The sequence below is a fragment of the Pantoea sp. JZ29 genome, assembly GCF_035190385.1.
GTDB lineage: Bacteria > Pseudomonadota > Gammaproteobacteria > Enterobacterales > Enterobacteriaceae > Pantoea > Pantoea stewartii.
Genome location: NZ_CP045241.1, coordinates 1,451,252 through 1,475,625 on the forward strand (window position 1 = coordinate 1,451,252; position 24,374 = coordinate 1,475,625).

Below are 24,374 nucleotides of genomic sequence, written 5' to 3' on the forward strand. Positions count from 1 at the left end.
TAATTTAATTTACTTAATGTTTATGCTTTGAAACAGGCATAAAACGCCCGTTATGGATGAATAATGATGAGAAGTAAGATTAATCTGCTGTTAGTGGCGGCGGTCCTGCTGGTAGCAGGATGTGATCATCCCGCATCAAAAACCAAAGACGGAATGGTGCTGGAAGGGAAAACGATGGGAACGGTGTGGCGGGTGAGCCTGGCGGGCGTGGATGAAACGCGTAAAGCCGATCTGCAGCAGCGCATTCAGCAACAACTGGATGCCGACGATGCCGAACTTTCAACCTGGAAGGCTACCTCCGTGCTCTCTCGCTTTAATCAGAGCCGCGCCACCACGCCGCAGCCGGTGAGTGAAAACATGGCTGATATTGTGACGATGGCTTTACGTATCGGTAAAAAAACAGCAGGCGCCATGGATATTACGGTGGGACCGCTGGTGAATTTATGGGGGTTTGGGCCGGATAAACAGCCCGTGCATATTCCCGATGATCAACAGATTGCTGCGGCCAGAGCGTTGACCGGCTTACAGCATTTGCGCGTCATACAGGGCAGCAACGGACAATGGCTGCAGAAAGATCTGCCAGGCTTGTATGTCGACCTCTCCACTATGGGCGAAGGATTTGCCACCGATCATCTGGCTCGCCTGATGGAGCAGGAAGGCATCAATAACTATCTGGTGTCGGTCGGGGGAGCCGTCTTATCCCGTGGAATGAATGCACAGAACCAGCCGTGGCGGGTTGCGATTCAAAAACCGACTGACAGAGAAAATGCGGTTCAGGCCAGAGTCGATCTGCAGGGCCATGGGATCAGTACGTCGGGGAGCTATCGCAACTATTATGAACTGGACGGTAAACGCCTCTCCCACATTATTGATCCGGCCACAGGCCGGCCTGTCGATCACAAGCTGGTTTCGGCAACCGTGATTGCCACGACCGCGATGGAAGCCGACGGCTGGGATACCGGGCTTATGGTGCTAGGCACAGAAAAAGCCAAAGCGCTGGCTCTGAAAGAGAAGCTGGCGGTGTACCTGATTACGAAGGAAGGGGACAAATTTGTGAGCTGGATGTCGCCACAATTTACCGCTTTCATTATTCCATCTGACTGACAGAGAGAAACGCATGCTGGATCTGTTTAGTGACGCTTCACCCTGGCAGGAACCGCTGGCGGACGGCGCCGTGATATTGCGGCGACGTGCCCGCGATCAGGCCGACGCACTGTATGAGGCGATCATGACGATTGCGGCGAGCAATCCGTTTGAACACCGTATTACGCCGGGAGGACACCGCATGTCCGTCGCCATGACCAACTGCGGTGATTTTGGCTGGTCCACGGATGCGCGCGGCTACCGTTACAGTGAGCAGGACAGCACACATCAACGCCAGTGGCCTGCGATGCCGGAGACGTTCCGGCTACTGGCCCGTCAGGCGGCAGAAGAGGCGGGCTTTCCGGCGTTTAACCCGGATGCCTGCCTGATCAACCGCTATGAACCTGGGGCAAAACTGACTTTGCATCAGGATAAAGACGAGAAAGATCTGCGTCAGCCGATCGTTTCTGTGTCGCTGGGGTTGCCTGCTGTATTTCAGTTTGGTGGCTTTGAACGCAGCGATCAGGCGCAACGGGTGCTACTTGAACACGGGGATGTGGTGGTCTGGGGCGGCCCGTCTCGCCTGCGTTACCATGGAATATTGCCGCTGAAAGCCGGTATTCATCCGCTGACTGGCGCGTTCCGCTATAACCTGACATTTCGCCGGGCGTTTTAACGTGCGCAAGTTAGTGCGAATAACTATTGCTATCATTTGCCATCACTTTACACTGCAGGCTCACTGGATTGCCGGGTAAGGTTTTATGGCGTTGTTACAGGTTGTTTTTAATCAGTATCGCTGGCCGTTTATTGGCGTGATTTTGCTCACCCTGCTGAGTGCGGCATTGGGATTAGGCATGATTGCGTTTATTAACAGCCAGATGATTGTTGCGGTGAATACCTCGCTAAGCGTGTTGCCGGCTTTTCTGGCTCAGGTCGCGCTGCTGATGGCGGTGACCCTGGCCTCACAGCTGTCGCTGACCTGGCTGGGGCATCAGTTTGTCTGGCGGCTGCGCGGCGAATTTATCAAACGTATTCTGGATACGCGCGTGGAGCGCATTGAGCAAACAGGCAGTGCGCAACTGCTGGCAGGATTAACCAGCGATATCCGGGCCATTACCCTTGCGTTTGTGCGTCTGCCGGAGCTGATTCAGGGCATCATTATCACGCTGGGTTCAGCGCTCTATCTTGCCTGGCTGTCGCCGAAAATGTTGCTGGTGACCAGCGGCTGGCTGGCTGTGACGTTGGTGGGCGGCTGGATGCTGGTTTCCCGGGTTTATCAGCACATGGCGAAACTGCGTGAAGTTGAAGACAACCTTTACCGTGACTACCAGACGGTGATTGAAGGACGTAAAGAGCTGCAGCTTAACCGCGCGCGTGCCCGACTGATTTATGACACGGTTTATCAGCAGGATGCCCGCGCTTACCGGCACCACATTGTGCGCGCCGATACTTTCCACCTCAGTGCCGTCAACTGGTCCAATATCATGACGCTGGGTGCTATCGGCATGGTCTTTTTCATGGCAAACAGTCTGGGCTGGGCGAATACGGCTGTCGCAGCAACGTTTTCCCTGACGCTGCTGTTTCTGCGCACGCCGCTGCTGTCGGCGGTAGGGGCCTTGCCGACATTGCTCAGCGCGCAGGTGGCCTTTCGCAAACTCGCGCTGTTTGAACTTGCACCTTATCAACCTGATTTTCCTGTCCCCGCAGCAACAACTCCGTGGCAAACGCTTGAGTTGCGCGACGTCACCTTTCATTACGGTGAAAACGGGTTTCGGGTGGGGCCGGTCAACCTGACGCTTCGTCGTGGCGAACTGGTGTTTTTGATTGGCGGTAACGGCAGCGGTAAGTCGACGCTGGCGATGCTGCTGACAGGTCTGTATCAGCCCCAGTCCGGTTGTCTGGTGATCGACGGTCAGCCGGTCGATGCTGGCGACCGGGATGCCTGGCGGCAGCATTTTTCAGCCGTCTTTACCGATGTGCACCTGTTTGATCGCCTGATTAACAGTCAGGGCGAACCGGCTTCGCCTGCCCGCGTCCAGCTATGGCTTGAAAAGCTAAAAATGCAGGACAAGCTGAAGATTGAGGGGAATAAGATACTTAATCTGCAACTGTCGAAGGGGCAGAGCAAAAGGCTGGCGTTACTGTTGGCGGTGGCGGAACAACGCGACGTCTTGCTGCTGGATGAGTGGGCCGCCGATCAGGACCCGCATTTCCGCCGGGTGTTTTACCGCGAACTGCTGCCTGCGTTGCAGGCGGCGGGCAAGACCGTCTTTGCAATCAGCCATGATGATCACTACTTCATTCATGCCGATCGTCTGCTGGAGATGCGCGATGGCAGGCTGTATGAGTTAACCGACAGTGAGCGCGAGCGGGCCACGCAGGATGCGATAAAGCTTACCGACACCGGCTTGTAGACGCGTGGCAGCCGTTGCCGGCGCATCGACGATTAACGGAAATAAGACAAAAGATAAAGCCGCTCAAATCAGCGGCTTTTCAATGTTGGGTTGGCGTTTTCAGCTTCCACTCAGGCCTGACAGTGCCAGAGCCAACAACGGTGGGTTGGTCGCTTGAGATAATCAATCATTGGGTGGGATGGCAAAGTTTTTTAGTGACACGACAAAGTGGTGTTGGCCTTTACTGATGCGCGCACCGCGATCGCACCACTGACTTGCCAGACGGAAGAAATCGTCACAACCGATGTCGTATGCCAGCTCCACCTTACTGATGCCTGAATGCAGTAAGTCTTCTGCATCCTTCAGGTTCTTAGCTTTGATGACCATATCTGTATCCTCGATTTCAGGAGGAAACAGAATAAGTTATTTTTATTACAAAATTGTTTCAATTTCATGAATGGCTGTCATATTTGCCCGTTTTGTGAAGCCACAAACACTTTGCATGTCACGTTAACCCAATGACTTTTTTCCTGAATCTCCCTTTCAGGCCTTTTTCTGGCAAGCCAGAGGGAAACCGCCTCAGCATTGCCCGACTCACTATCCGCTCACTGCCATGCTATCTGTTCTGCGTTTTCCACTTTCACGGTTGGGGTTCACTTTCTGCTGCTTGCCGGACAGGCCCCTGCGACAGAAAACTGAGATCGCTGCCGGACGGGCGCTGATAAATACGTAATGAAAAAACGTTAGCGATGGCATAGATATATTCAAAGATTGCCGACTGAGTATTTTCATAGTCCACCCAGAGTACGGAGGAGGTAAAGCAGTAGATCTCAATCGGTAACCCTTCGGCTGACGGTTTCAGCGATCTCACCACGATATACATGTCTTTGTGGATATCCTCCCGCTGTGTCAGCCAGGCAGTAAGATAGTGACGAAAGACCATCAGGTTAGTCATGCCGTTTTCAACAAACCAACGGTCACCGACCGCGCTCAGTTCCCGACCATCCATCAGCTTTGACAGTTGTTCGCTGATGCCGCGGACCTGGACCATCGGCTCCAGCATGGCATGATCTACAAAGCGTATTGACGTTTGATCAAGGTAGAAACTCCGCATAATGCGTCGTGCACCGGAGGAAAACATTGCCTGCCAGTTGGTGTACGTTTCGGTCAGAAAGGTTTTTGTGGGCACACGCGAAAGTGTATTGTCCCAGTTACGAATGGTGATGGTGTGCAGCGCGATATCAATGACCTCGCCACTGATATTATTCGCGGGCAGCTCAATCCAGTCGCCAAGCTGTAGCACGTCATTCGATGAGAGCTGAATATTCGCCACCAGTGATAACAAGGTGTGCTGAAAGACCAGCATCAGAACCGCTGCCACGGCACCCAGACTGGAGATGATAATGGCTGGAGACTTATTCGACATAATGGCCAGGATCATTATCGCAGAGATAATGTGGACCAGAATCTTACCGACCTGAATATAGCCCTTGATTGAATGATTTTTACGTTTTGATTTTTTGACATAGGAGATGTTCACAATCTCCAGTACTTCATTAAAAAACAGCGACAGATAAACCATAAATAAAATGCCGCAAATGGTTTTTATGGCGATTAACAGGTGCTCGGGCAGGTCCGGCATAAACTGCAACAGGAAGTAGACCGTGATGACCGGAATAAAATTGGATAGTTTTTCAGACAATCTGACATCTTTATCCAGCGGCACCTGATTCTTGTGACTGCTGAAGAACACTTTACGCACCACTCTGACCACAAAAAATTTGCATATCAGATGGGCTACCAGGCCCGCGACAATCAACACCAGGAGGTTAACAGCAATAGAAAGGGCGGGTTTATTCTCGATAAAGTGTTGTATGTCGTTAAAATAATTCATGTTAATCGTAAGCCTGGAAATGTTGCTGGTATTCAACCACAAACCTGTTGATGGCGATAAGCGTAGCGTGCGCCTGCTCTTCGCGCGACCGCGGTTAAATAAATTGTTGTTTGTGCATGAACCTAAGCCGCGCGGCTATCTGTTCCAGCGCGGGTCGTTAACCGCGATGTTTTGTCGATGCATCGCATTGTCTCATGAAGGTGAGTGCGGGTAACGCGCGGAGGTCTCCATCGCAGCAAACCGCATTGCAGATAAAGACAGGGAAGAGGCGAATCAGAGAAGGGATAATATCGTCGGCGTTTTTCTCCTTTGCACAGGGAAGGTGATTAGCGTCGGGTTTTATACTTGCAGAAAATTAAATTTTTGATGGTGACTGACGCGTATTAACCAGGCTGCTGTCGGTTTTATCCCAGGCGAGATGATGGCTGAATATATGCCCATATACGCTGAATACATGGAATATATGGTTATTATTTTGCTTATGAGAGCGTTATCGTAGGTTAAAAACACCTCTAAAACATATGCTTATCGCCACCTCTTTTCAGGAAGGTGGAAAATGAAAACGCACATAACGTCAACCATTCATGCCGATTACGCTGTTCAGTCAGACCGCTCGGGTCGTGTAGGCTTTATTGAGAAGGCCGGATTTGGGGCCGGTGATGCAGCCTGTAATATGCTGTTCAACCCGATAACCCTGTTCCTGTCATTTTTTTATACGGATATATTTGGTCTGGCACCGGGCGTGGTGGCGACCATCTTCCTTGTTGTCCGTTTTGCAGATGCGATTTTTGATCCTTTTTATGGCGCCTGGATTGATAAAACCACCACACGCTGGGGACGCTTTCGTCCGTGGATCATTGGCTTCGCCGTACCGTTTGCGATGAGTTGTATGGTGATGTTTTACACGCCCGATTTGCAGGGCAATGCAAAGATCCTGTATGCGTTTATTACCTATCTGATTTTGTCACTGCTGTATTCCGGTGTGAATATTCCGTACTGCTCGCTAGGCGGTGTTATCACCACCAATGCGCAGGAGCGGGTGTCCTGTCAGCAGTTTCGTTTTATGGGCGCTGGCTTTGCCAGCTTATTCTGTACTCTGACATTGTTGCCGATGGTGGCTTTCTTCGGTAACGGCAACCGGCAAATGGGCTTCTTTTGGGTCATTACGATTTTTGCCGTGATTTCCCTGTTCCTGTTTGTCTTTTGCGTGGCTACGACACGGGAGCGCGTGATCCCCAAAAGCAACGCCGGGGATTCCATCTTTAACATTATCCGGCAAATCATGAAAAACGATCAGTGGGTCGTCTGTGTCTTTGCCATGTTCCTGGATTGTATTCCGTCGTTTGTGCGCGGGGCCGCGTGTATTTATTTTGCCAAATACGTGATGGGGCTAAACGATTATTATGCCACGCTATTTCTGAGCACCGGGATTGTCGCCGGGATTCTGGGTTCCTATATCACACCGTATTTTACCAACCGCAGGTGCAAAGTCACCGTTTACCAGGCATGCAAAGCTATCGCGCTGATGATGTCTGTCGGGTTCTTTTTTCTGCCCGCGCAGAATGTGCTGGTGGTCTTTGTCTGGTTCTTTGTTCTGTCAGTGATTCATCAGATTGGCGCGCCCATTCTGTGGTCGTTTATTGGCGATGTGGATGACTATGGCGACTGGAAAACGGGTAAACGTCTGTCCGGCATCTGTGCCTCCGGTAACCTGTTTTCACTCAAAATTGCGCTGGCCGTCAGTGGCGCGATGGTGGGGGCCGTGCTGTCGGTTACCGGTTATCAGGCCAATGTCGCCATTCAAAAAGCTAGCGCGATTGCGGGCATTTATACGCTGATGGTCTGGATTCCGGTCGTGGGTTATCTGCTTTCTGTGTGGCTGGTCCGCACGCGCTACATACTGACCACGGCCAAAATGAAAACCATCGAAGACGACCTGTTATCGACGCATCCTGAGTGAGCCTCTGCGCGTTCGCCACAGAGAAGACAGAAGGGGAGAAAATGATTAAGTACTTTTTTCAAAAACAAAACTACATCGGCCAGGTCAATGACGCGCTGTACGGTTCTTTTGTGGAACATCTTGGACGTGCGGTCTACAGCGGTATTTATGAACCCGGTCATGTCACGGCGGATCGGCACGGTTTTCGTCAGGATGTGGGGGCCCTGGTGCAGGATCTGGGGATTAACACCGTACGCTATCCTGGCGGCAACTTTGTCTCTGGTTACAACTGGCGAGACGGTATTGGGCCGCAAGCTGAGCGTCCGGTGCGGCTGGATTACGCATGGCTTACCAAAGAGAGCAATCAGTTTGGCATTGATGAGTTCGCGACCTGGTGTGAAAGCTATGGGCTGACGCCCATGATTGCCGTAAATCTTGGCACCGGCACGCCGCAGGAGGCCGGTTACTTTATTGAGTACTGTAATGTGGCATCGGGGACCGCGCTGAGCGACTTGCGTATCCAGCATGGTCGGGCAGCGCCGTACAATTTTAAACTCTGGTGCCTGGGTAACGAGATGGACGGTGACTGGCAAACCGGGCAACTGAGTGCAGAAGATTACGTGAAAAAAGCCCGAGAAACGGCAAAAATCATGCGCTGGGTCGATCAGGATATCAGGCTGGTCGCCTGTGGCAGTTCAAACTCGTTACAGGACAGTTATCCGGAATGGGATCGCATCGTTCTGGAAGGGCTTTATCATCAGATCGATTACCTTTCCTGCCACCACTATTTTGAAAACAGCACCGGCAATCCGCAGGACTTCCTGGCGTCTTTCCAGCGAATGGATGATTTTATTCATACCATCACGGCCACAGCCGACTATGTGAAAGCCAAACTGCGTAGCGATAAAAAAATGATGCTGTCGTTTGATGAATGGAATATCTGGTCCATTGAAGGCGAGCCCTGGCAGGATTACTTTACCGATCCCGCTAATCGCTATCAGGAAGCACCGCCGTTACTTGAACAGTCTTACACCTTCCTTGACGCGCTGACGTTTGGCGGGCTGATGTGCTCGTTACTCAATCACTGTGACCGCGTAAAAATGGCTTCTCTGGCCCAGTTAGTTAATGTGATTGCCCCCATCTTTACCCGTCCGGGAGGGGAGGCCATTCGCCAGACAATCTACTGGCCTTTCCAGATGGTGAGCCATTGCGGGCGAGGGCATGCCTTACGCTATTTTGCCAATGTTCCCACCCTGAATACGGTGCACGGCGAAACCCGGCAGATACAGAGCGCGGCGGTGTACAACGAAGAGAAACAGCAAATTGCCTTCTTCGCGCTCAATATGCACGCGCATGAGGCAGCGGATGTGGCCTTTATGCTCGATGACTTTGGTGAAGGGACGATAGCCGAACACAGCATACTGGCAGGTCATGCGCTGGACGCAAAAAACACTTTTGCTCAGCCCGACAACGTGGTGCCAACGTCACGCACGCTCACTGAGGCTGAACGTCGTCAGATGCAGGTGACGTTGCCGCCGCTGAGCTGGAACCGGGTGCTGATTGATCTGCGGGGTTGAATACAGGTCGGGCCGGCCAGGTTGGCGGGCCCGGAGACAGACATAAAAAAACCAACCGTAAAGGTTGGTTTTTTCGGGAGAATTTGGTCGGCACGAGAGGATTTGAACCTCCGACCCCTGACACCCCATGACAGTGCGCTACCAGGCTGCGCTACGTGCCGAACTTTGGAGAGCTAGTCTACTGATTATCAGCACGAATGCAAGCGTTCTAACGCCTAACTGCCTTATTATTAATCAGTTAGCGATAAAACGCTTCTCTTCTGTGAGCACCTGCAACAACAGCGCCAGCTCGGGTTTATGATCCTTCAACGTATTGCCGTCTGCGTCGTAGGCGCGATAGCTACCGTTATTGTTGAGCACCAGCGTGACTTTCGGCGTGGTGATGACCAGCTTATTGTCTTCGCTACTGGTCACCCAGTCATGACGGCGCTGTGCCGCAAACAGATCTTCACCCTGCGCATAATTCACCGGATTCGTTCGCACATGCAGCAAGCGCTGCATCAGCGTCACCATCACGTCCTGATGATCGGAAAGGCGCGTCACCGTCTGTGCGGGCGTGTCCGGCCAGTGAATCACCAGCGGCACCTGCAGGTTTTGGCGATTTCCCTCGTTATCCGGATCGCCCTCCAGCGCGATACCGTGCTGTGCAGTAATCACGACCACGGTGTTTTTCAGCAAATCACGCTGCTGTAGCGTGGTGAGGATCGCCTGAATCTGTTCATTTAGTGCCGGTGCCTGGCGCAGATAGCTGCGCTGGCGGGTTTTGTCATTGTTGCCGCTGATATCCGGTCCGTTCAGGGCCAGCCAGGAGAACCATGGCGTGCCGTCAACTTTTTGCGTGCTCAGCCAGTTTTGCCATTGCGATACGGTGCTGGCATTGGGCTGATCGCCGCTGGCAGGCAGCGAGTAATCTGACAACAGCGCCTGACGGTACAACGGCTGGTTGAAGCCGTCAGAAGAGAACAAACCAAACTGATAGCCCTGCGTGCTCAGCGCCGTCAGCAGGGCAGAAGGCGTACGTTGCGCCAGCACGCCGTTCATATAGCTGGGTGAAATACCGTAGAACAGGCCAAACAGCCCTCTTTCAGCGTTATCGCCTGCGCTGAAGTGCTGCGTGAAACGCACGTTCTGACGGGCAAACGCGCCTAGCGCGGGCAGCGCCGTGTCGGTGTTGGCGCTGTTCAGGCCATCCACCGTGATCACTAACAGGTTATCGCGCGTACCTTTATCCGCAAAGGTGATATCGCTCAGCGGATACTGCACGGCCGCCGCTTCGGGATCGCCTTGCTGTACCAGGCGGCGTTGATATTCCTGCGCATCCAGTAAGCCGTGGCGCTCCAGGAAACGTCGCGCGGTCATCGGATAGGAGAGCGGCAGATTGGCGCGTTGCATAGTAATAGGGCGGTAGAAGTTGGCGTCCGCCCAGATATACATCAGGTGGCTGGCAAAGAAGGCGCAGATAAACAGGGCCGCCAGCGGTTTGCCAAAAGAGCGGCGGTTCAGGCTACGTAGCTTCTGCCAGCTCCAGGTGGCAAACAAAATCTCCACCAGAAAAATCAGCGGCACGCCGATAAACATCAACTGCCAGTCGCGCGCCATTTCACTTTGATCAGGATTGATCACCAGTTCCCATACCACCGGATTAAGGTGAAGATGGAAACGGTTAAATACCGCGCTGTCGACCATCAGCAGTGTCAGCCCTGCCGTGGCCACCACCGACGACAGGACCCGCATCAGACGTTGCGACATAACGACGAACGTCAGCGGAAAAATAATCAGTAAATAGGCGGCAAAGACAATAAAGCTGAAGTGGCCAATCCAACTGCTGTACGCATAGATACGTCCCGCCAGGGAGGCAGGCCAGTCGGCAACCAACAAATAGCGGCTACCCAAAATGAGCGCGAAAAAGATATTAAACAGAGCAAACCAGTGTCCCCAGCTAATCATCTGGGAGACTTTTTCGCGGTAGCGCTGTCGGTTGGTTACCATAGTTTTACGTCAGACCGGCAAATTAATGAGTACTGTCGTCTACCGACGCCTGTAGCGCATCAGCAAAAGAACGAGCCAGAGCGCGACGTTGCGCAGGCGCAACATCGCTGTTAATCAGGTTGGTTACCATGTTCCCCAGAACCATCAGGGAGAGATCGGTGGGAGCCTGGTCTTTTTGCAAAACCTGCGCCATTTCCGCGAGGAGTTGTTCAACGCGTTGGTCGCTGTAACGGGATGATTGTGGCATAGCGAAAACTTATCTCGTCTCAAAAGGCGATATAGTACCGGAACAACGCACTTTTTTCCGCAAATTTATCGAAAGCATCCGGTCTGCGTTATGCAGAGAGTTGAAAGCTGCTGCTGGCGGTGTTTGAATACGCGCCTGTGCTACCAGGAGGAGTTTACCATGAGTCTGGATATCGACCAGATTGCCTTGCATCAGTTAATTAAACGTGATGAAAATCAGCTAGAGCTGGTGTTGCGTGATTCGTTACTGCCGGCCACCAGCACGGTCGAAGCAATGGCGGAAGAGTTGCACCGTGTTTACAGTGCGAAGAGTAAAGCTTACGGGCTGTTTAATGCGGAAAGCGAACTGGCCGAGGCGCTGCGTAACTGCCGCAAAGGACATGATGATTTCCTCGCCTTCAGCCGGGCGGCGACCGGACGCCTGCGTGATGAACTGGCAAAATATCCCTTTGCAGAAGGCGGCGTGGTGCTGTTTATTCAGTATCGTTACCTGGCGGTAGAGTATTTACTGGTGGCGGTATTGAACAGCCAGTCCAGTATGCGCGTCAACGAACAAATGGATATCAGTAGCACACACTATCTGGATATCAATCATGCGGATATCGTGGCACGTATCGATCTCACCGAATGGGAAACCAATCCGGAATCCACCCGTTACCTGACTTTTTTGCGCGGCCGGGTCGGGCGCAAAGTGGCCGATTTCTTTATGGATTTCCTGGGCGCGGAAGTCGGCCTGGATACCAAAGCACAAAACCGTGGCCTGTTACAGGCGGTAGATGATTACTGTGACGAGTCGAATCTGGATAAAAATGAGCGGCAAAATTATCGCCAGCAGGTTTACAGCTACTGTAATGAGCAACTTCAGGCAGGCGAAGAGATTGCGCTGAAGGCGCTGTCTGGCGAACTGCCACCGCTGGGGGATAAAACGTTTGAAGCCTTTACCCAGGAGCAGGGCTATGAACTGGAAGAACATTTCCCGGCCGACCGCAGCACCTTACGTCAGTTAACCAAATTTGCCGGGAGCGGCGGGGGGCTGACGCTAAATTTTGATGCCATGCTGCTTGGCGAGCGCATTTTCTGGGACCCGGTGACGGATACCCTGACCATCAAGGGCACGCCGCCCAACCTGCGCGAACAGCTACAGCGCCGTACCAGCAGTAAGTAATGGCGAGCCGGACACGGCGTTCAGACTGACCGCAGACAAAATAAAAGGGCCGGTTTCGCAACCGGCCCTTCTACTTTCAACTCACCCGGCGATTAAGCGCGAACGAAGTCGATGTGGTGCAGTTTTGGCTTGAACGGGTGACGCTGAACAGCCTGCACTTTAACTTTGGTTTCTTTACCATCAACAACCAGCGTCAGAACTTCTTCGTAGAAGCCTGGCTTCGCTTGCAGGTTCATTACCTGGTCGTGGTCAAGGTCGATAGAAACAGCCGCTTCTGAACCACCATAGATGATGGCCGGGAAACGGTTTGCTGCGCGCAGGCGGCGGCTCGCACCCTTACCCTGCTCTTTACGTTCTACTGCATTGATAGTGAACATTAATACGTCTCTTTATAATTTCTGCTACAGGCGACCCAGTAACAGAAGGGTTATTCAACACCGCTGATGCACATGCAAAAGCGGGCGGCATTATAGCCGTAATCCCCCACCGGGGCAAACGCTAATACGACCTAGCGGAGTTCATTGGCCCGGCGGAAACGGCCCTGATAGTCAAACAGCTTCTCGCGAATCTGCCAGAAGCGGCCTTTGGCGCGCGCCACAACAAAATCGGGATGACGCAGCAGCGGCTGTAAGGCCAGCACATCGGCGGCGGTTTGCCAGCCCAGCGGCACGCCGGGTGCGCGCTGGTGCGGGCGCATAAAGAGCTGTTCGAAGGCCTTGCGCTGTGCAGGGGTTTGCAGGCGAAAGCGCTCGCTGACGCTGGTGCCGTCTTCATCAAAGTAGGTGGCGTTGAGCCATTCGCCTTTTTCATCGCGGCCCTGTTCCAGGGTCATGCCACCGCAGCGCAGAACCCGGGCATCTTTCAGTTTCAGGGCGGCTTTGAGCATATCGTCAGGATCGACCAGAATCTTGTCGCATTCGCGGCAGCGACGCGCAGCAATGTCGTTCTCTGCGTTGCACTCCGGGCAGTTTTTAAAGCGGAAACGGTAGTCGCACTGTTCACGCTCGCCCTCGTCGTCCTCTAAAACGCCCTGGCATCGCCGGCCGAAGTGCTCAATCACCATGCCATCGCTTGTGGTTTTGCCCCAGAAGGTGTTGGCGAAACCGCAGGCAGGGCAAAACACCTGCACGGGCTGATTGTCGCTTTTCCCTTTTGGCGTCCCCACTTCGGGCGTAAACAAATCGTGGGGATTACCGGCATAGTCCAGAATCAGGCAGTCCTTCTTGCCGGGAGACAAACGCAGACCACGCCCCACAATCTGTTGATACAGGCTGACCGATTCCGTGGGACGCAGGATGGCAATCAGGTCCACATGCGGCGCATCGAAGCCGGTCGTTAACACGGCGACGTTCACCAGAAATTTAAGCTGCTGGGCTTTAAAGGCGGCGATCAGGGCATCGCGGTCTTTGGCATGGGTTTCCGCCGAGACCAGCGCGCTGTTTTCCGGCAGCAGGCTCAGAATTTCCCGCGCGTGTTCGACCGTGGAAGCAAAAATCATCACGCCCTGGCGATCGTCGGCAAATTCCACAACCTGACGAATGATCTGTGGGGTAATACGCTGCTGCTGTTTGAGTTCCCGGTTCAGATCGGCTTCGCTAAACAGGCCATTCGCCTGCGCGGTCAGGCGGCTGAAATCATACTGCACCACCGGCATATCCAGCCGTTCAGGGGGCACCAGAAACTGGTGCTTAATCATATAGCGCAGGGGCAGTTCATAGATGCAGTCGCGGAACAGGGCTTTTTCGTCGCCACGCACCATTCCGTGATAATGAAAACGGTAGATCCAGCCCTTGCCCAGACGGAACGGTGTGGCCGTTAAGCCCAGTAAACGCAGGTTGGGATTGTGCTGACGCAGATGCGTAAAAATCTGTTGATACTGGCTCTCTTTGTCGTCACCAATGCGGTGACACTCATCCACGATCACCAGCGAAAAGGCGCTGTCAAACAGGCTGAGGTTTCGCGCAACGGACTGCACGCTGCCAAACACGACTTTTCGCTGGCTCTCTTTGCGCTGTAAGCCTGCCGCAAAGATATCAGCCTCCAGGCCGTAAGCCTGATATTTGCTGTGATTTTGCGCCACCAGCTCTTTGACATGCGCCAGCACCAGCACCCGGCCGCGGCCCAGGCGTGCCAGTTCCGCGATCACCAGGCTTTTTCCTGCCCCGGTGGGCAGCACTATCACTGCAGGTTCATGATGACGACGGAAGTGGGCGACGGTGGCATCCACCGCTTCCTGTTGATAGGGACGTAAAGTAAAAGACATGCTGCTCACTTTTGGAAAACCTGCTGCAATTATGCCACGAATCGTCTATAAACGCGCTGTCAGAGAGACGCCGTTCAGGCTATACTTCCCAGACTTTTTCAACGGTTAATAACGCCGTTTTAGTTTCCCTCCGCAGTAACAGGCAAAACACATTCATGCGACTCGACAAATTCATTTCTCAGCAACTGGAAATCAGCCGTGCTATCGCCGGACGCGAAATCCGTGGTCAACGTGTCACCGTTAATGGTGAGGTGGTGCGCGATACCGCATTCAAACTCCAGCCCGATCACGAGGTCGAGTATGACGGCAACGTGCTTCAGATGCAGACCGGGCCGCGCTATTTCATGCTGAATAAACCGCAGGGCTATGTCTGCTCCACGGACGATCCCGATCATCCTACCATCGTCTATTTCATCGAAGAACCGATGGCATTCAAACTGCACGCCGCAGGCCGGTTGGATATTGATACGACCGGATTAGTGCTGCTGACGGACGACGGACAGTGGTCGCACCGTATCACTTCACCGCGTCACCATTGTGAGAAAACCTACCGTGTGACGCTTGAAGCGCCGGTAAGCGACGATACCGCTGCGCAGTTCAGCGCAGGTGTACAACTGCATAACGAAAAGAGCCTGACCAAACCCGCACAGCTTGAGATCATCACACCGACGGAAGTCCTGCTGACGATCAGCGAAGGGCGCTATCATCAGGTCAAACGCATGTTCGCCGCCGTGGGGAATCGGGTGGTGGAGTTACACCGTGAGCGCATTGGCGCCATCGTCCTGGACGAGGACCTGGAACCGGGAGAATACCGCCCGTTAACAGAAGAAGAGATAGCCAGCATTGGCTTGCCTGACGAACTGAAACAGAAATAGCGAGAAAGCCGGTGCGCAAGGAAAAAAATTCGCCAATGGGGTTGGTGATCATTCTCGGCCTGTTAGCGATGTTGATGCCATTGTCGATAGATATGTATCTGCCTGCCATGCCACAAATTGCGCGTCAGTTTGCGGTATCCGCAGGCAGCGTACAGATGACGCTCAATCTTTATATTCTGGGGTTCGCCATTGGGCAGTTGATCTACGGTCCGCTGGCCGACAGCTATGGTCGCAAACCGGTGATAACGCTGGGCACCCTGATATTTGCCTGTGCGGCGGCAGCCTGCGCGCTTTCTCAGTCAATAGAACAGCTTATCGCGATGCGTTTTTTGCACGGCCTGTCCGCTGCGGCTGCCAGTGTCGTGATAAATGCCCTGATGCGCGACAGCTACTCGAAAGAGGAGTTTTCGCGCATGATGTCCTTCGTGATGTTAATCACCACCATTGCGCCGCTGCTGGCCCCCATTATCGGTGGCTGGCTGCTGTTGCTCTGGAGCTGGCACGCCATTTTCTGGACACTCTCGATAGCCGCGCTGATTACCACCGTTCTGGTCGCGACCCAGATTCGGGAGACGCTGAAGCCTGCGCAGCGCCAGCGTTTTCATCTGCGCACGACGCTAGGGAATTTTGTGGCTTTATTTCGCCATAAACGGGCGTTCAGCTATATGCTGTCGAGCGGGTTCTCCTTTGCGGGACTGTTTACCTTTCTCAATGCGGGCCCGTTTGTTTACATCGAGCTCAATCATATTTCGCCGCAAAGCTTTGGCTATTATTTTGGCCTGAATATCGTGTTTTTGTTCATCATGACCCTGATTAACAGCCGCGCGGTGCGCCGTTTTGGCCCTGTCACCCTGTTCCGTTTTGGGTTACTGGTGCAGTTTGCGATGGGCATCTGGTTGCTGGTGGTCAGCGCGTTTGATCTGGGGTTCTTGCCGCTGGTCTTCGGTATCGCCATGTTTATCGGCTGTGTGTCCATGGTGTCATCAAATGCCATGGCGGTAATTCTGGATGAATTTCCGCACATGGCCGGTACGGCGTCTTCACTGGCGGGCACGCTACGTTTCGGCGTAGGCGCACTGGCCGGTGCGCTGCTCTCCCTGTTCAGCTTTAACAGTGCCTGGCCTATGGTGGGCACCATTGCGCTCTGTGCAACGCTCTCCGTTGCGCTCTTTCTCTACGCGTCACGTCCGCATTCTGCCGCCCGCTAAGCAGGCGGCAGCCTTCGCTGTCGCCTGTCCTGACCTGCAAAGACAATAATGTTTCTTATTTGTGAAAAAAAATAGCAAATAAAGTAATCACATTGGGTCTAAAATGATTGTTAGTTATCATTAAACGCGGTACATATAGCCCAAAATGAGATTCAACTCGCAATTTGGCAGATAACGCGCATGACAGGTTCGGCGCGCGATGCTGATACCGTTGGTGGTGAATTGGCTGCATTCTCTGGAGATACTGATCACTATGTTGCAACTTTCGGTGGTGCATCGTTTACCCCAGCGGTTTCGCTGGTTGAGCGATCGTCATAGCGTGATTGAGACTGACGATACGGATTCAGAAGAGCACGATGTTATCGCGCTTCGTCTGATAAGCCATGATGGCGTGCCCGCCTGGGAGATTTTGCATGAACTGAAAGACATGCTGACCGCCATTCAGGTCGATGGCAAAATTGCCGAGTGCGAAGGGCAACCCTGTCTTTTTATCCGCCGTTGTGATGAAAGCGCCACTAACTGCTGTCTGAAAAACCAGGGCGTTGCGATTGCGGAGACCTTTATTGGTCGCTGAGCGCCACTGACCTGAGCAGCTCGCGAGTATAGGCTTGCTGTGGGGCGGCGAATAACGTTTCACAGTCACCTTGTTCCACCACCTCTCCCTGTCGCAGGACGATCAGCTGATGGCAGAGCGAGCGAACCACTTCCAGATCGTGGCTGATAAACACATAGCTGAGCTGACGTTGCTGTTGCAGCCCACGCAGCAGATCCAGAATCTGTTTTTGGACCGAGCGATCCAGCGATGATGTGGGTTCATCCAGCAACAGCAGTTCAGGCTCCAGAATCAGTGCGCGTGCAATAGCGATTCGCTGCCGCTGTCCGCCCGAAAACTCTGCCGGATAACGATGGCGGCTCTCCGTGTCCAGCCCGACTTCTGCCATCACCGCGATAACCCGCTCTTCCTGCTGTGCCGCACTCAACTGCGGAAAATGCACCGCCAGCCCTTCGGCGATAATTTGCAGGACGGTCATGCGCGGATTAAGCGCAGAGTCAGGATCCTGAAACACTATCTGAATACGGCGGCGAAGCGGCAACAGCTGTTTACGTGACAGTTGATGCAGCGGTTGATGATCAAACCAGACTTCGCCCTGAGCGGCTATCAGTCGCAGCAGGGCCAGCCCGGTGGTGCTTTTCCCCGAACCGGATTCGCCCACCAGCCCCAGGCTTTCCCCGCGTTTCAGGCGAAAACTGATCGAGTTGACGGCAATCTTTTCGCCCGTTTTACGCTTAAACAGCCCCTGATGCAGGGGGAAAGTGACGCGCAAATGCGCCACGTTCAGCATCACAGGAGATTCGGCCGCGAGCGGCACGGCGCGGCCTTCCGGGTTGGCCGCAAGGAGTTGCTGAGTGTAAGCGTGCTCCGGCTGACGAAGCAGAACCGCGCTGCGGTTGTGCTCCACCACCTGACCGGCGCGCATGACGCTCACGTTATCCGCCAGCTGACGAACGATGTTCAGGTTATGCGTAATAAACAGCATCCCCATATTCAGTTCCTGTTGCAGTTCACGCAGCAGGGTAAGGATTTGCGCCTGTACCGTGACATCCAGTGCGGTCGTCGGTTCATCGGCAATCAACAGCTTCGGTTGGGTGAGCAGCGCCATGGCGATCATGACGCGCTGGCGTTCACCGCCGGAGAGCTGGTGCGGAAAATCATTGAGTCGCGAGGCGGGCTGGCGAATACCGACGCGATCCAGACAGCGAATAATCTCTGCCCGTGCCGCTTCCCGCCGCAGCCCGCGATGCAAAGACAGAACTTCGTACAGCTGTTTTTCGATGCTGTGCAGCGGATTGAGAGAAACCATGGGTTCCTGAAAAATCATCGCCATTTGATTGCCACGCAGTCCGCGAAGGCGCTGCTCTGATGCCGTTAACAGGTTCTCACCGGCGAACAGAATCTCTCCCTGCGGATAGACGACGGCGGCCTCATGCAGGAGCCGCATGACTGACAGGGCCGTGACGCTTTTACCCGAGCCGGATTCGCCTACCAGCGCCAGCGTTTCTCCCGCCTCAACGCACAGTGAAACATCCTTCACGACCTGATGCAGCTGTTTGCCCTGACGAAAGGCGATGGAAAGGTGATTAACGGCAAGCAGCGGCGCGTCCATTCAGACTCCTTTACTGGGATCGAAGGCGTCGCGTACGGCTTCACCAATGAAAATCAGCAGCGACAGCAGTATCGCTAGCGTAAAAAAACCAGATAAACCCAGCCACGGTGCCTGCAAATTATTTTTTCCCTGCAGCAGCAATTCACCCAGCGAAGGCGAACCGATGGGCAAGCCAAAACCTAGAAAATCGAGGGACGTCAGCGTGGTAATCGAACCGCACAGAATAAAAGGCAGAAAGGTCAGCGTAGCGACCATCGCATTCGGCAGCATATGCCGCAGCATGATGCGTGCGTCGTTGACGCCCAGCGCCTGCGCCGCGCGAATATAGTCAAAGTTGCGGGTACGCAAAAATTCGGCTCGGACCACGCTGACCAGGCTCATCCAGCCAAACAGCACGGTCACCAGCAGCAGCCACCAGAAGCTGGGCTGAACCACGCTGGACAGCAGAATCAGTAAAAACAGCGAAGGCATACCGGACCAGACTTCTGTAAGTCGTTGTCCTATCAGATCTGTTCTGCCGCCAAAGTAGCCCTGTATTGCGCCAATGACGATACCGATGACGCTGGAAAACAGCGTAAGCAGCAGACCGAACAGAAGCGAAATACGCAGACCGTACAGCAACCGCGCCAGCACGTCGCCACCGTTGGCGTCAGTACCCAGCCAGTTTTGTCGCGAGGGAGGTGAAGGGAAAGGCACCTGTGACGCAAAATTGAGGGTATTGGCTCCAAAGCGAATGGGTGCCCAGAGCGCCCAACCCGCTTTTTCCAGCCGCTGTTGCAGCCAGGGATCCTGATAATCGGCTGCCGTCGCAAAGTCGCCGCCGAAGTCAGTTTCGCTGTAGTTAAAAAACAGGGGCGCGTACCAGCGGTGCTGATAGTGCACCAGCAGCGGCTTGTCGTTGGCAACCAGCTCGGCACACAGGGAAAGAACAAAGATAAACAGAAAAATCCACAGCGACCAGTAGCCGCGTCGATGATGCCGGAAGCGCTGCCAGCGTTGCTGGTTTAAACGCGAAATCTGCATTATCGCCTCTCAAAATCGATACGAGGATCAACCAGCGTGTAGGTCAAATCACTCAGGATATTCATCAGCAACCCAATCAGGGTGAAAATATACAGGGTACCAAACATCACCGGATAATCCCGCTGGACGGTGGCATCAAATCCCAGCAGACCTAAACCATTCAGCGAGAACATCACCTCAATCAGGACCGAGCTGGTAAAAAACATACTGATAAAGGTGGCGGGGAAGCTGGCTATCACCAGCAGCATCGCATTGCGGAACACGTGGTGGTACAGGATACGGCGCTCGGAAACCCCCTTAGCCCGGGCGGTGACGACGTAATGTTTGCGAATCTCATCAAGAAACGCATTTTTGGTCAGCATGGTTAAAGTAGCAAAACCGCCAATGACCGTAGCCAGCACCGGAAGCGCAATATGCCAGAGATAATCCCCCACCTTGCCATACCAGGGCAGGGTGGCAAACTGCGGCGAGGTCAGCCCGCGCAGGGGAAACCAGTCGAAATAGCTGCCGCCGGCAAACAGGACTATCAGCATAATACCGAACAGAAAAGCAGGCACCGAGTAGCCAATGATGATGAACGTGCTGCTCCAGATATCAAACGGGCTACCATTCCGCACGGCCTTTTTTATCCCTAACGGAATCGACACCAGATAGATAATCAGTGTGCTCCACAGGCCGAGGCTGATGGATACCGGTAAACTCTCTTTAATCAGTTGCAACACAGACGCACTGCGAAACAGGCTGTCACCAAAGTCAAAGCGCAGGTAGTTCCACAGCATCGAAAGATAGCGCTGCCCGATGGGTTTGTCGAAACCGTAACGCTTTTCAATTTCGGCGATCACTTCCGGGTCCAGACCACGTGCGCCGCGATACTGATTATCGCCAGGCGTTGAGCGATTCAGGCTGGCCCGCGTTCCGCTGCTGTCAGCGCCGCCTGCGCCGGGCAAGCCGCTGGTCTGGCCAAACTGAATGTTCGCCAGCGCCTGATCAACCGGGCCGCCGGGCGCGATCTGCACAATGAAAAAGTTGAGTGTGATAATGGCCCACAAGGTCGGAATGATCAGTAACAGTCTGCGAAAAAAGTACATTGCCACAGGATGTCCTCAGCGTCGGTTAGCGGGCAGGCGGCCGGCTTTACTGACGTCATACCACCAGTTATCCAGTCCCGTACTGTAATCAGGTTTCCTCGCAGGATGGGAAAATTTATTCCAAAAGGCAAGGCGCTGGTCGGCGCTGTACCACATCGGGATCATGTACGCATTCCACAGCAAAATGCGGTCCAGCGCCTGCCCCAGTGGCAGCAAGGCGTCGGCGTCACCCTGATGGTCGACAATCGCTTTAACGAAGTGATCAACGACGGGATCCTGAACCCTGGCGTGGTTCCACGAGGACTGAATATAGTCCGACTGCCAGCTAGCCTGCAGGTTACGTGAGGGCGTTGGCATCGCGAGATACACCGTGCTGACCATATCATAGTCGCCGCTGCGCAGGCGACGCAGATACTGAGAGCTGTCAATCTGACGCAGCGTTAAGGTGATCCCCAGGCGGGAAAGGTTATGCTGATAGGGAAGGGCCCATTCGCTGTTGGTGCCACCGGGCAACAGCAGCTCTGCCGTAAAGGGTTTTCCGTTCTTATCGTTCACCAGGCGTTGGTTTTTAACATGCCAGCCAGCCTGGTTCAGCAGGGACATGGCTTTAAGCAGGTTCGTGCGATCGTAACCGCTGCCATGGGTTGTCGGGGGTGCCCAGGCGTCGGTAAAGATGTCCGGCGGTAACTGCGCACGGAAAGGGGTGAGTAGCCGTTGCTGTGCGGCATCAGGTTGGCCCTTTGCAGCATAGTTTGTATTCTGGAAATAGCTGCTGGTACGTTTAAAAGCATGATAGAACAGCGTTTTATTCATCCATTCAAAATCAAAGGCCAGCGCCATCGCCTGGCGTACCCGTCGATCCTGAAACAGGGGTTTTTGATTATTGAGCGCCAGCCAGCGCGTATCAATTGACGCGGTATTGGGCATAGATTCTTTCACAATCTGCTGATCGTCAAAGTGACGGCCACGGTACTGCGTTGCCCATTTTTTCGCGGACGTCTCTTCTCGCAGGTCGAAAGCACCGGCCTTAAACGCCTCAAACGCCACGTTGTCATCCAGGTAATAGTCGTAACGCATGACGTCAAAATTAAAGCGCCCGCGGTTGACCGGCAAATCAGCTGCCCAGTAGTCCTTCACGCGACTGTACTCAATAAACTGGCCCAGCTTCCAGCGGCTGATGCGGTAAGGTCCGCTCGACAGAGGAGGCTGACTGAGCGGTTCGTTAAACTTTTTATTCTGCCAGAAGGTATGCGATATCACCGGCAGCGATAGTAAGCTCAGCATCAAATCTTTGTCGGGTGCCGGTAACGTAATACGCACCGTCAGACGATTAACCGCCTCCATCGTCACGCCGCGATAATAGAGACGAAACTGGGGCACGCCTTCGGTCATGAATGTGTGAAACGTAAACGCGACATCCTCAGCGGTAATGGCAGAGCCATCGTGAAATCGCGCACGCGGGTTAAGGGTGATCTCCATCCAGCGAAAATCAGCGGGATGACGGGCGGATTCGGCAATCAGCGGATAGTAACTGCCGGGTTCATCATCCGACGTGGTAAATAAGCTGTCATACAGTGTGCCGGTGCCCGCCGCCGGATTGCCGCGCGATGCGTAGCGGTTGAAATTGTCGTAGGTGCCGGGCACAGCCTGAACAATTTTGCCGCCCTTCGGCGCGTCAGGGTTCACATAGTCGTAATGATGAAAGTCCACGGCATACTTCGGCGTGCCCAACTGAGCAAACGTGTAACTGACCTGCACCGGGCTGGCGTGCAGCGGGCTGGTCAACCAGCAGCACAGCAGCAAAACAACATAGCGGAACGGCATAAAGAGGGCGGTCTCCTGAACGTTTTGACACCGCAGCGGTGTTACAGGCTGATGGACTGGCTGGTCTGGCGCAGAAAGAACGCCTTGACCTGTTCGGGCGGTAGCGGGCGGCTAAACAGATAGCCCTGCAAATGTGTCACGCCACGGTTGATCAGCCAGCTTGCCTGCTCATCCGTCTCAACGCCTTCCGCCACGCTCATCAGATTCAGTTTCTTTGACAGCTGTAAGACTGTATCCAGTACAGGCGAGGTAATCGTTTCGGTGCCAATACTTTGAACAAACCCACGGTCAATCTTCAGATAATCAAACGCATACTTTTCAAGATAGATTAATGCACTGTGCCCGGTACCGAAATCATCTACCGCAATTTTAATTCCGCGCTGATGAAGCCAGTTAAACAGTGCGGCCGCGTTACTGTTTTCCACCACAGCACGTTCAGTAATCTCAAAAACGTACTGAAAGTGATCGTGCGGCATGCTGTCTTGCCAGTACAGCACATCATCGCGAAAGCTACAGGCACCCAGATGCAGCGGCGAAATATTAAGACTGATGCAGGTTCCTTTCGGCAGCGTGTGGCGCAGTAGATGTGCATCACGTGCAACCAGCTCAAAAAGGTGCCGGGTCAGGGGAATGATTTGGTTTTGCGCTTCGGCATAACTGATAAAAATGTCGGGTGAGATTGCTTCGCCTGAAGGGTGCGTCCAGCGAAGCAGCGCCTCAATGCCGTACGATTGCCTGTCTGCTGCTGTGATGATGGGCTGATATTCAACATGAAACTCGCCACGTCGAATGCCCATCGTGATTTCTTTACCGGGACGGCGCACCCGGGACAGTAACACCCAGCTCATCCCGCTGACAATTAACGCAAACAACAGGCTAATCAGCATGATCGTTTGGTAGTCGCTCGCCGATAAGGTTGAACCATAAAGTGCAAACTGAAACGGCAATCCGTCCATTGGCGTCTGCATAAGGGGTGAGGGGATCAGGTGATTTCGCACCAGCGTGGGCTGCCAGCTTGTCAGGGCAGTATTATGCGCAAGTAACGCGATACCGGTAATTTCGGGGTGAGATGACGCTTTGAGTTGATAAGGTGACAGGCTGACATTCAGCGTGACAAACAGGCCTGACTGCTGGGTGCCAGGTTGTTTGATCCAGATCGCCAGCGCCGGTTTTGTTGGCTGCATTGGCGTTCCGGGCAGTAAACGAATATCCCGTTCACGTGTAGGATCGGTGCGCGGTGAGAGCGCGCTGAGCGGCTGAAAGAAACTGCCCGTCGCCGAGGAGCAAAAGGCATTACCGTCTTTAACCAGGATAATGGCGCGTATGTCACCCGCAAAGGCTGCACGCGCGGTTAATTCGTGATTAACGATGTAGCATTCAGACTTAACTAAGGGAAGCAGCGGAATAAGGGTATCTGAAATAAGGGCGTTCACGCTGTGCTGAAAATCGGTGCTGCTGTCGATGAGCAACTGCTTGTGTTGTTGCTTGCGATGGTGCTGGGTCTGAATAAGCAAAACAGACGTTAACAACAAGAAAAACAAACTACCAACAATCGCGCTCTTCCACGCGATGCGACGAGGATAAGTTGCCTGGCGTATCAGCGCCCGCGACAATGGCATGAAGTGCTTCCCCTGATCAAAAT

At 53.7% G+C, this 24,374-nt stretch carries 21 protein-coding genes and 1 tRNA gene; 10 read left to right on the plus strand and 12 right to left on the minus strand.

Translation table 11 applies throughout. The features are described from left to right. Positions 1-63: 63 nt before the first annotated feature. From apbE to GC090_RS06860, 3 genes are all read left to right on the plus strand, one after another. Complete coding sequence (gene apbE / locus GC090_RS06850) at positions 64-1,104, plus strand: FAD:protein FMN transferase ApbE (protein ID WP_033740598.1); 1,041 nt, start codon at positions 64-66, stop codon at positions 1,102-1,104. A gap of 13 nt (positions 1,105-1,117) precedes the next feature. Continuing rightward, complete coding sequence (gene alkB, locus GC090_RS06855; protein WP_110268202.1) at positions 1,118-1,759, plus strand: DNA oxidative demethylase AlkB; 642 nt, start codon at positions 1,118-1,120, stop codon at positions 1,757-1,759. Positions 1,760-1,844: 85 nt separating this feature from the next. Next, complete coding sequence (locus GC090_RS06860) at positions 1,845-3,497, plus strand: multidrug ABC transporter permease/ATP-binding protein (protein ID WP_054687467.1); 1,653 nt, start codon at positions 1,845-1,847, stop codon at positions 3,495-3,497. Between the two features lie 162 nt (positions 3,498-3,659). Here the strand turns inward: GC090_RS06860 and GC090_RS06865 are convergent, their stop codons facing one another. Further along, complete coding sequence (locus GC090_RS06865; RefSeq protein ID WP_006119987.1) at positions 3,660-3,863, minus strand: hypothetical protein; 204 nt, start codon at positions 3,861-3,863, stop codon at positions 3,660-3,662. 253 nt (positions 3,864-4,116) lie between these two features. Continuing rightward, on the minus strand, positions 4,117-5,370 hold the full coding sequence (locus GC090_RS06870; RefSeq protein ID WP_039338178.1) for a mechanosensitive ion channel family protein: 1,254 nt from the start codon (positions 5,368-5,370) through the stop codon (positions 4,117-4,119). Between GC090_RS06870 and GC090_RS06875 the strand changes: the two genes are divergently transcribed. From GC090_RS06875 to GC090_RS06885, 3 genes are all read left to right on the plus strand, one after another. Further along, positions 5,369-5,584 carry a hypothetical protein gene (locus GC090_RS06875; protein WP_324021179.1) on the plus strand — a complete coding sequence of 72 codons (216 nt, stop codon included), beginning with the start codon at positions 5,369-5,371 and terminating at the stop codon, positions 5,582-5,584. The two genes, GC090_RS06870 and GC090_RS06875, sit on opposite strands and share 2 nt — an antisense overlap. 342 nt (positions 5,585-5,926) lie before the next feature. Next, entirely contained in the window at positions 5,927-7,330 is a 1,404-nt protein-coding gene (locus GC090_RS06880) for a glycoside-pentoside-hexuronide (GPH):cation symporter (RefSeq protein WP_324021181.1), read from the plus strand. Positions 7,331-7,371: 41 nt separating this feature from the next. Continuing rightward, positions 7,372-8,886, plus strand: coding sequence for an arabinosylfuranosidase ArfA (locus tag GC090_RS06885; RefSeq protein ID WP_324021182.1), 1,515 nt, complete (start codon positions 7,372-7,374; stop codon positions 8,884-8,886). Between the two features lie 84 nt (positions 8,887-8,970). On the opposite strand, the gene GC090_RS06890 is transcribed toward GC090_RS06885, so the two are convergent. From GC090_RS06890 to GC090_RS06900, 3 genes are all read right to left on the minus strand, one after another. Further along, positions 8,971-9,047, minus strand: a tRNA-Pro gene (locus GC090_RS06890). A gap of 73 nt (positions 9,048-9,120) precedes the next feature. Then, positions 9,121-10,875, minus strand: coding sequence for an LPS biosynthesis-modulating metalloenzyme YejM (gene yejM / locus GC090_RS06895; RefSeq protein ID WP_058708435.1), 1,755 nt, complete (start codon positions 10,873-10,875; stop codon positions 9,121-9,123). Between the two features lie 22 nt (positions 10,876-10,897). Further along, positions 10,898-11,122, minus strand: coding sequence for a YejL family protein (locus GC090_RS06900; RefSeq protein WP_006119976.1), 225 nt, complete (start codon positions 11,120-11,122; stop codon positions 10,898-10,900). Positions 11,123-11,281: 159 nt separating this feature from the next. Between GC090_RS06900 and yejK the strand changes: the two genes are divergently transcribed. Beyond that, a complete protein-coding gene (gene yejK, locus GC090_RS06905) occupies positions 11,282-12,286 on the plus strand; it encodes a nucleoid-associated protein YejK (RefSeq protein ID WP_033740589.1) in 1,005 nt (334 codons plus the stop codon). A gap of 92 nt (positions 12,287-12,378) precedes the next feature. On the opposite strand, the gene rplY is transcribed toward yejK, so the two are convergent. Together rplY and GC090_RS06915 are read right to left on the minus strand one after the other, a co-directional pair. After that, positions 12,379-12,663, minus strand: a complete 285-nt coding sequence (gene rplY, locus GC090_RS06910) for a 50S ribosomal protein L25 (protein WP_006119974.1) — start codon at positions 12,661-12,663, stop codon at positions 12,379-12,381. 131 nt (positions 12,664-12,794) lie between these two features. Then, complete coding sequence (locus GC090_RS06915; RefSeq protein ID WP_324021184.1) at positions 12,795-14,549, minus strand: DNA repair helicase RadD; 1,755 nt, start codon at positions 14,547-14,549, stop codon at positions 12,795-12,797. Positions 14,550-14,704: 155 nt separating this feature from the next. On the opposite strand from GC090_RS06915, the gene rsuA reads away from it, so the two are divergent. The 3 genes from rsuA (at position 14,705) to GC090_RS06930 (ending at position 17,206) form a co-directional block, all read left to right on the plus strand. Continuing rightward, positions 14,705-15,424 (plus strand): 16S rRNA pseudouridine(516) synthase RsuA, encoded by a 720-nt coding sequence (gene rsuA, locus GC090_RS06920; RefSeq protein WP_033740587.1) that lies wholly within the window; start codon positions 14,705-14,707, stop codon positions 15,422-15,424. Positions 15,425-15,435: 11 nt separating this feature from the next. Further along, the gene (locus GC090_RS06925; RefSeq protein ID WP_006119971.1) at positions 15,436-16,632 is read left to right on the plus strand and encodes a Bcr/CflA family multidrug efflux MFS transporter; all 1,197 of its coding nucleotides are present in this window, start codon (positions 15,436-15,438) and stop codon (positions 16,630-16,632) included. A 253-nt stretch (positions 16,633-16,885) separates the two neighbouring features. After that, positions 16,886-17,206 carry a YejG family protein gene (locus GC090_RS06930; protein WP_033740957.1) on the plus strand — a complete coding sequence of 107 codons (321 nt, stop codon included), beginning with the start codon at positions 16,886-16,888 and terminating at the stop codon, positions 17,204-17,206. Here the strand turns inward: GC090_RS06930 and yejF are convergent. From yejF to GC090_RS06955, 5 genes are read right to left on the minus strand one after another with little or no spacing between them, the layout of a single operon-like run. Beyond that, complete coding sequence (gene yejF, locus GC090_RS06935; RefSeq protein ID WP_324021186.1) at positions 17,193-18,797, minus strand: microcin C ABC transporter ATP-binding protein YejF; 1,605 nt, start codon at positions 18,795-18,797, stop codon at positions 17,193-17,195. The two genes, GC090_RS06930 and yejF, sit on opposite strands and share 14 nt — an antisense overlap. Beyond that, entirely contained in the window at positions 18,798-19,820 is a 1,023-nt protein-coding gene (locus GC090_RS06940; protein WP_039338172.1) for an ABC transporter permease, read from the minus strand. Then, positions 19,820-20,914 carry a microcin C ABC transporter permease YejB gene (locus tag GC090_RS06945; RefSeq protein ID WP_205958641.1) on the minus strand — a complete coding sequence of 365 codons (1,095 nt, stop codon included), beginning with the start codon at positions 20,912-20,914 and terminating at the stop codon, positions 19,820-19,822. Before GC090_RS06945 ends, GC090_RS06940 begins: the two co-directional genes overlap by 1 nt. Before the next feature lie 9 nt (positions 20,915-20,923). Beyond that, the gene (locus tag GC090_RS06950; RefSeq protein ID WP_324021188.1) at positions 20,924-22,732 is read right to left on the minus strand and encodes an extracellular solute-binding protein; all 1,809 of its coding nucleotides are present in this window, start codon (positions 22,730-22,732) and stop codon (positions 20,924-20,926) included. A 41-nt stretch (positions 22,733-22,773) separates the two neighbouring features. Next, positions 22,774-24,351 carry a cyclic di-3',5'-guanosine monophosphate phosphodiesterase PdeN gene (locus tag GC090_RS06955; protein ID WP_033740578.1) on the minus strand — a complete coding sequence of 526 codons (1,578 nt, stop codon included), beginning with the start codon at positions 24,349-24,351 and terminating at the stop codon, positions 22,774-22,776. Positions 24,352-24,374 lie beyond the last annotated feature (23 nt).

Coding starts and splice junctions, on each gene's coding strand:
- apbE (WP_033740598.1), top strand. CDS start 64: ATGATGAGAAGTAAGATTAATCTGCTGTTAGTGGCGGCGGTCCTGCTG.
- alkB (WP_110268202.1), top strand. CDS start 1,118: ATGCTGGATCTGTTTAGTGACGCTTCACCCTGGCAGGAACCGCTGGCG.
- GC090_RS06860 (WP_054687467.1), top strand. CDS start 1,845: ATGGCGTTGTTACAGGTTGTTTTTAATCAGTATCGCTGGCCGTTTATT.
- GC090_RS06865 (WP_006119987.1), bottom strand. CDS start 3,863: ATGGTCATCAAAGCTAAGAACCTGAAGGATGCAGAAGACTTACTGCAT.
- GC090_RS06875 (WP_324021179.1), top strand. CDS start 5,369: ATGTTAATCGTAAGCCTGGAAATGTTGCTGGTATTCAACCACAAACCT.
- GC090_RS06870 (WP_039338178.1), bottom strand. CDS start 5,370: ATGAATTATTTTAACGACATACAACACTTTATCGAGAATAAACCCGCC.
- GC090_RS06880 (WP_324021181.1), top strand. CDS start 5,927: ATGAAAACGCACATAACGTCAACCATTCATGCCGATTACGCTGTTCAG.
- GC090_RS06885 (WP_324021182.1), top strand. CDS start 7,372: ATGATTAAGTACTTTTTTCAAAAACAAAACTACATCGGCCAGGTCAAT.
- yejM (WP_058708435.1), bottom strand. CDS start 10,875: ATGGTAACCAACCGACAGCGCTACCGCGAAAAAGTCTCCCAGATGATT.
- GC090_RS06900 (WP_006119976.1), bottom strand. CDS start 11,122: ATGCCACAATCATCCCGTTACAGCGACCAACGCGTTGAACAACTCCTC.
- yejK (WP_033740589.1), top strand. CDS start 11,282: ATGAGTCTGGATATCGACCAGATTGCCTTGCATCAGTTAATTAAACGT.
- rplY (WP_006119974.1), bottom strand. CDS start 12,663: ATGTTCACTATCAATGCAGTAGAACGTAAAGAGCAGGGTAAGGGTGCG.
- GC090_RS06915 (WP_324021184.1), bottom strand. CDS start 14,549: ATGTCTTTTACTTTACGTCCCTATCAACAGGAAGCGGTGGATGCCACC.
- rsuA (WP_033740587.1), top strand. CDS start 14,705: ATGCGACTCGACAAATTCATTTCTCAGCAACTGGAAATCAGCCGTGCT.
- GC090_RS06930 (WP_033740957.1), top strand. CDS start 16,886: ATGTTGCAACTTTCGGTGGTGCATCGTTTACCCCAGCGGTTTCGCTGG.
- yejF (WP_324021186.1), bottom strand. CDS start 18,797: ATGGACGCGCCGCTGCTTGCCGTTAATCACCTTTCCATCGCCTTTCGT.
- GC090_RS06940 (WP_039338172.1), bottom strand. CDS start 19,820: ATGCAGATTTCGCGTTTAAACCAGCAACGCTGGCAGCGCTTCCGGCAT.
- GC090_RS06950 (WP_324021188.1), bottom strand. CDS start 22,732: ATGCCGTTCCGCTATGTTGTTTTGCTGCTGTGCTGCTGGTTGACCAGC.
- GC090_RS06955 (WP_033740578.1), bottom strand. CDS start 24,351: ATGCCATTGTCGCGGGCGCTGATACGCCAGGCAACTTATCCTCGTCGC.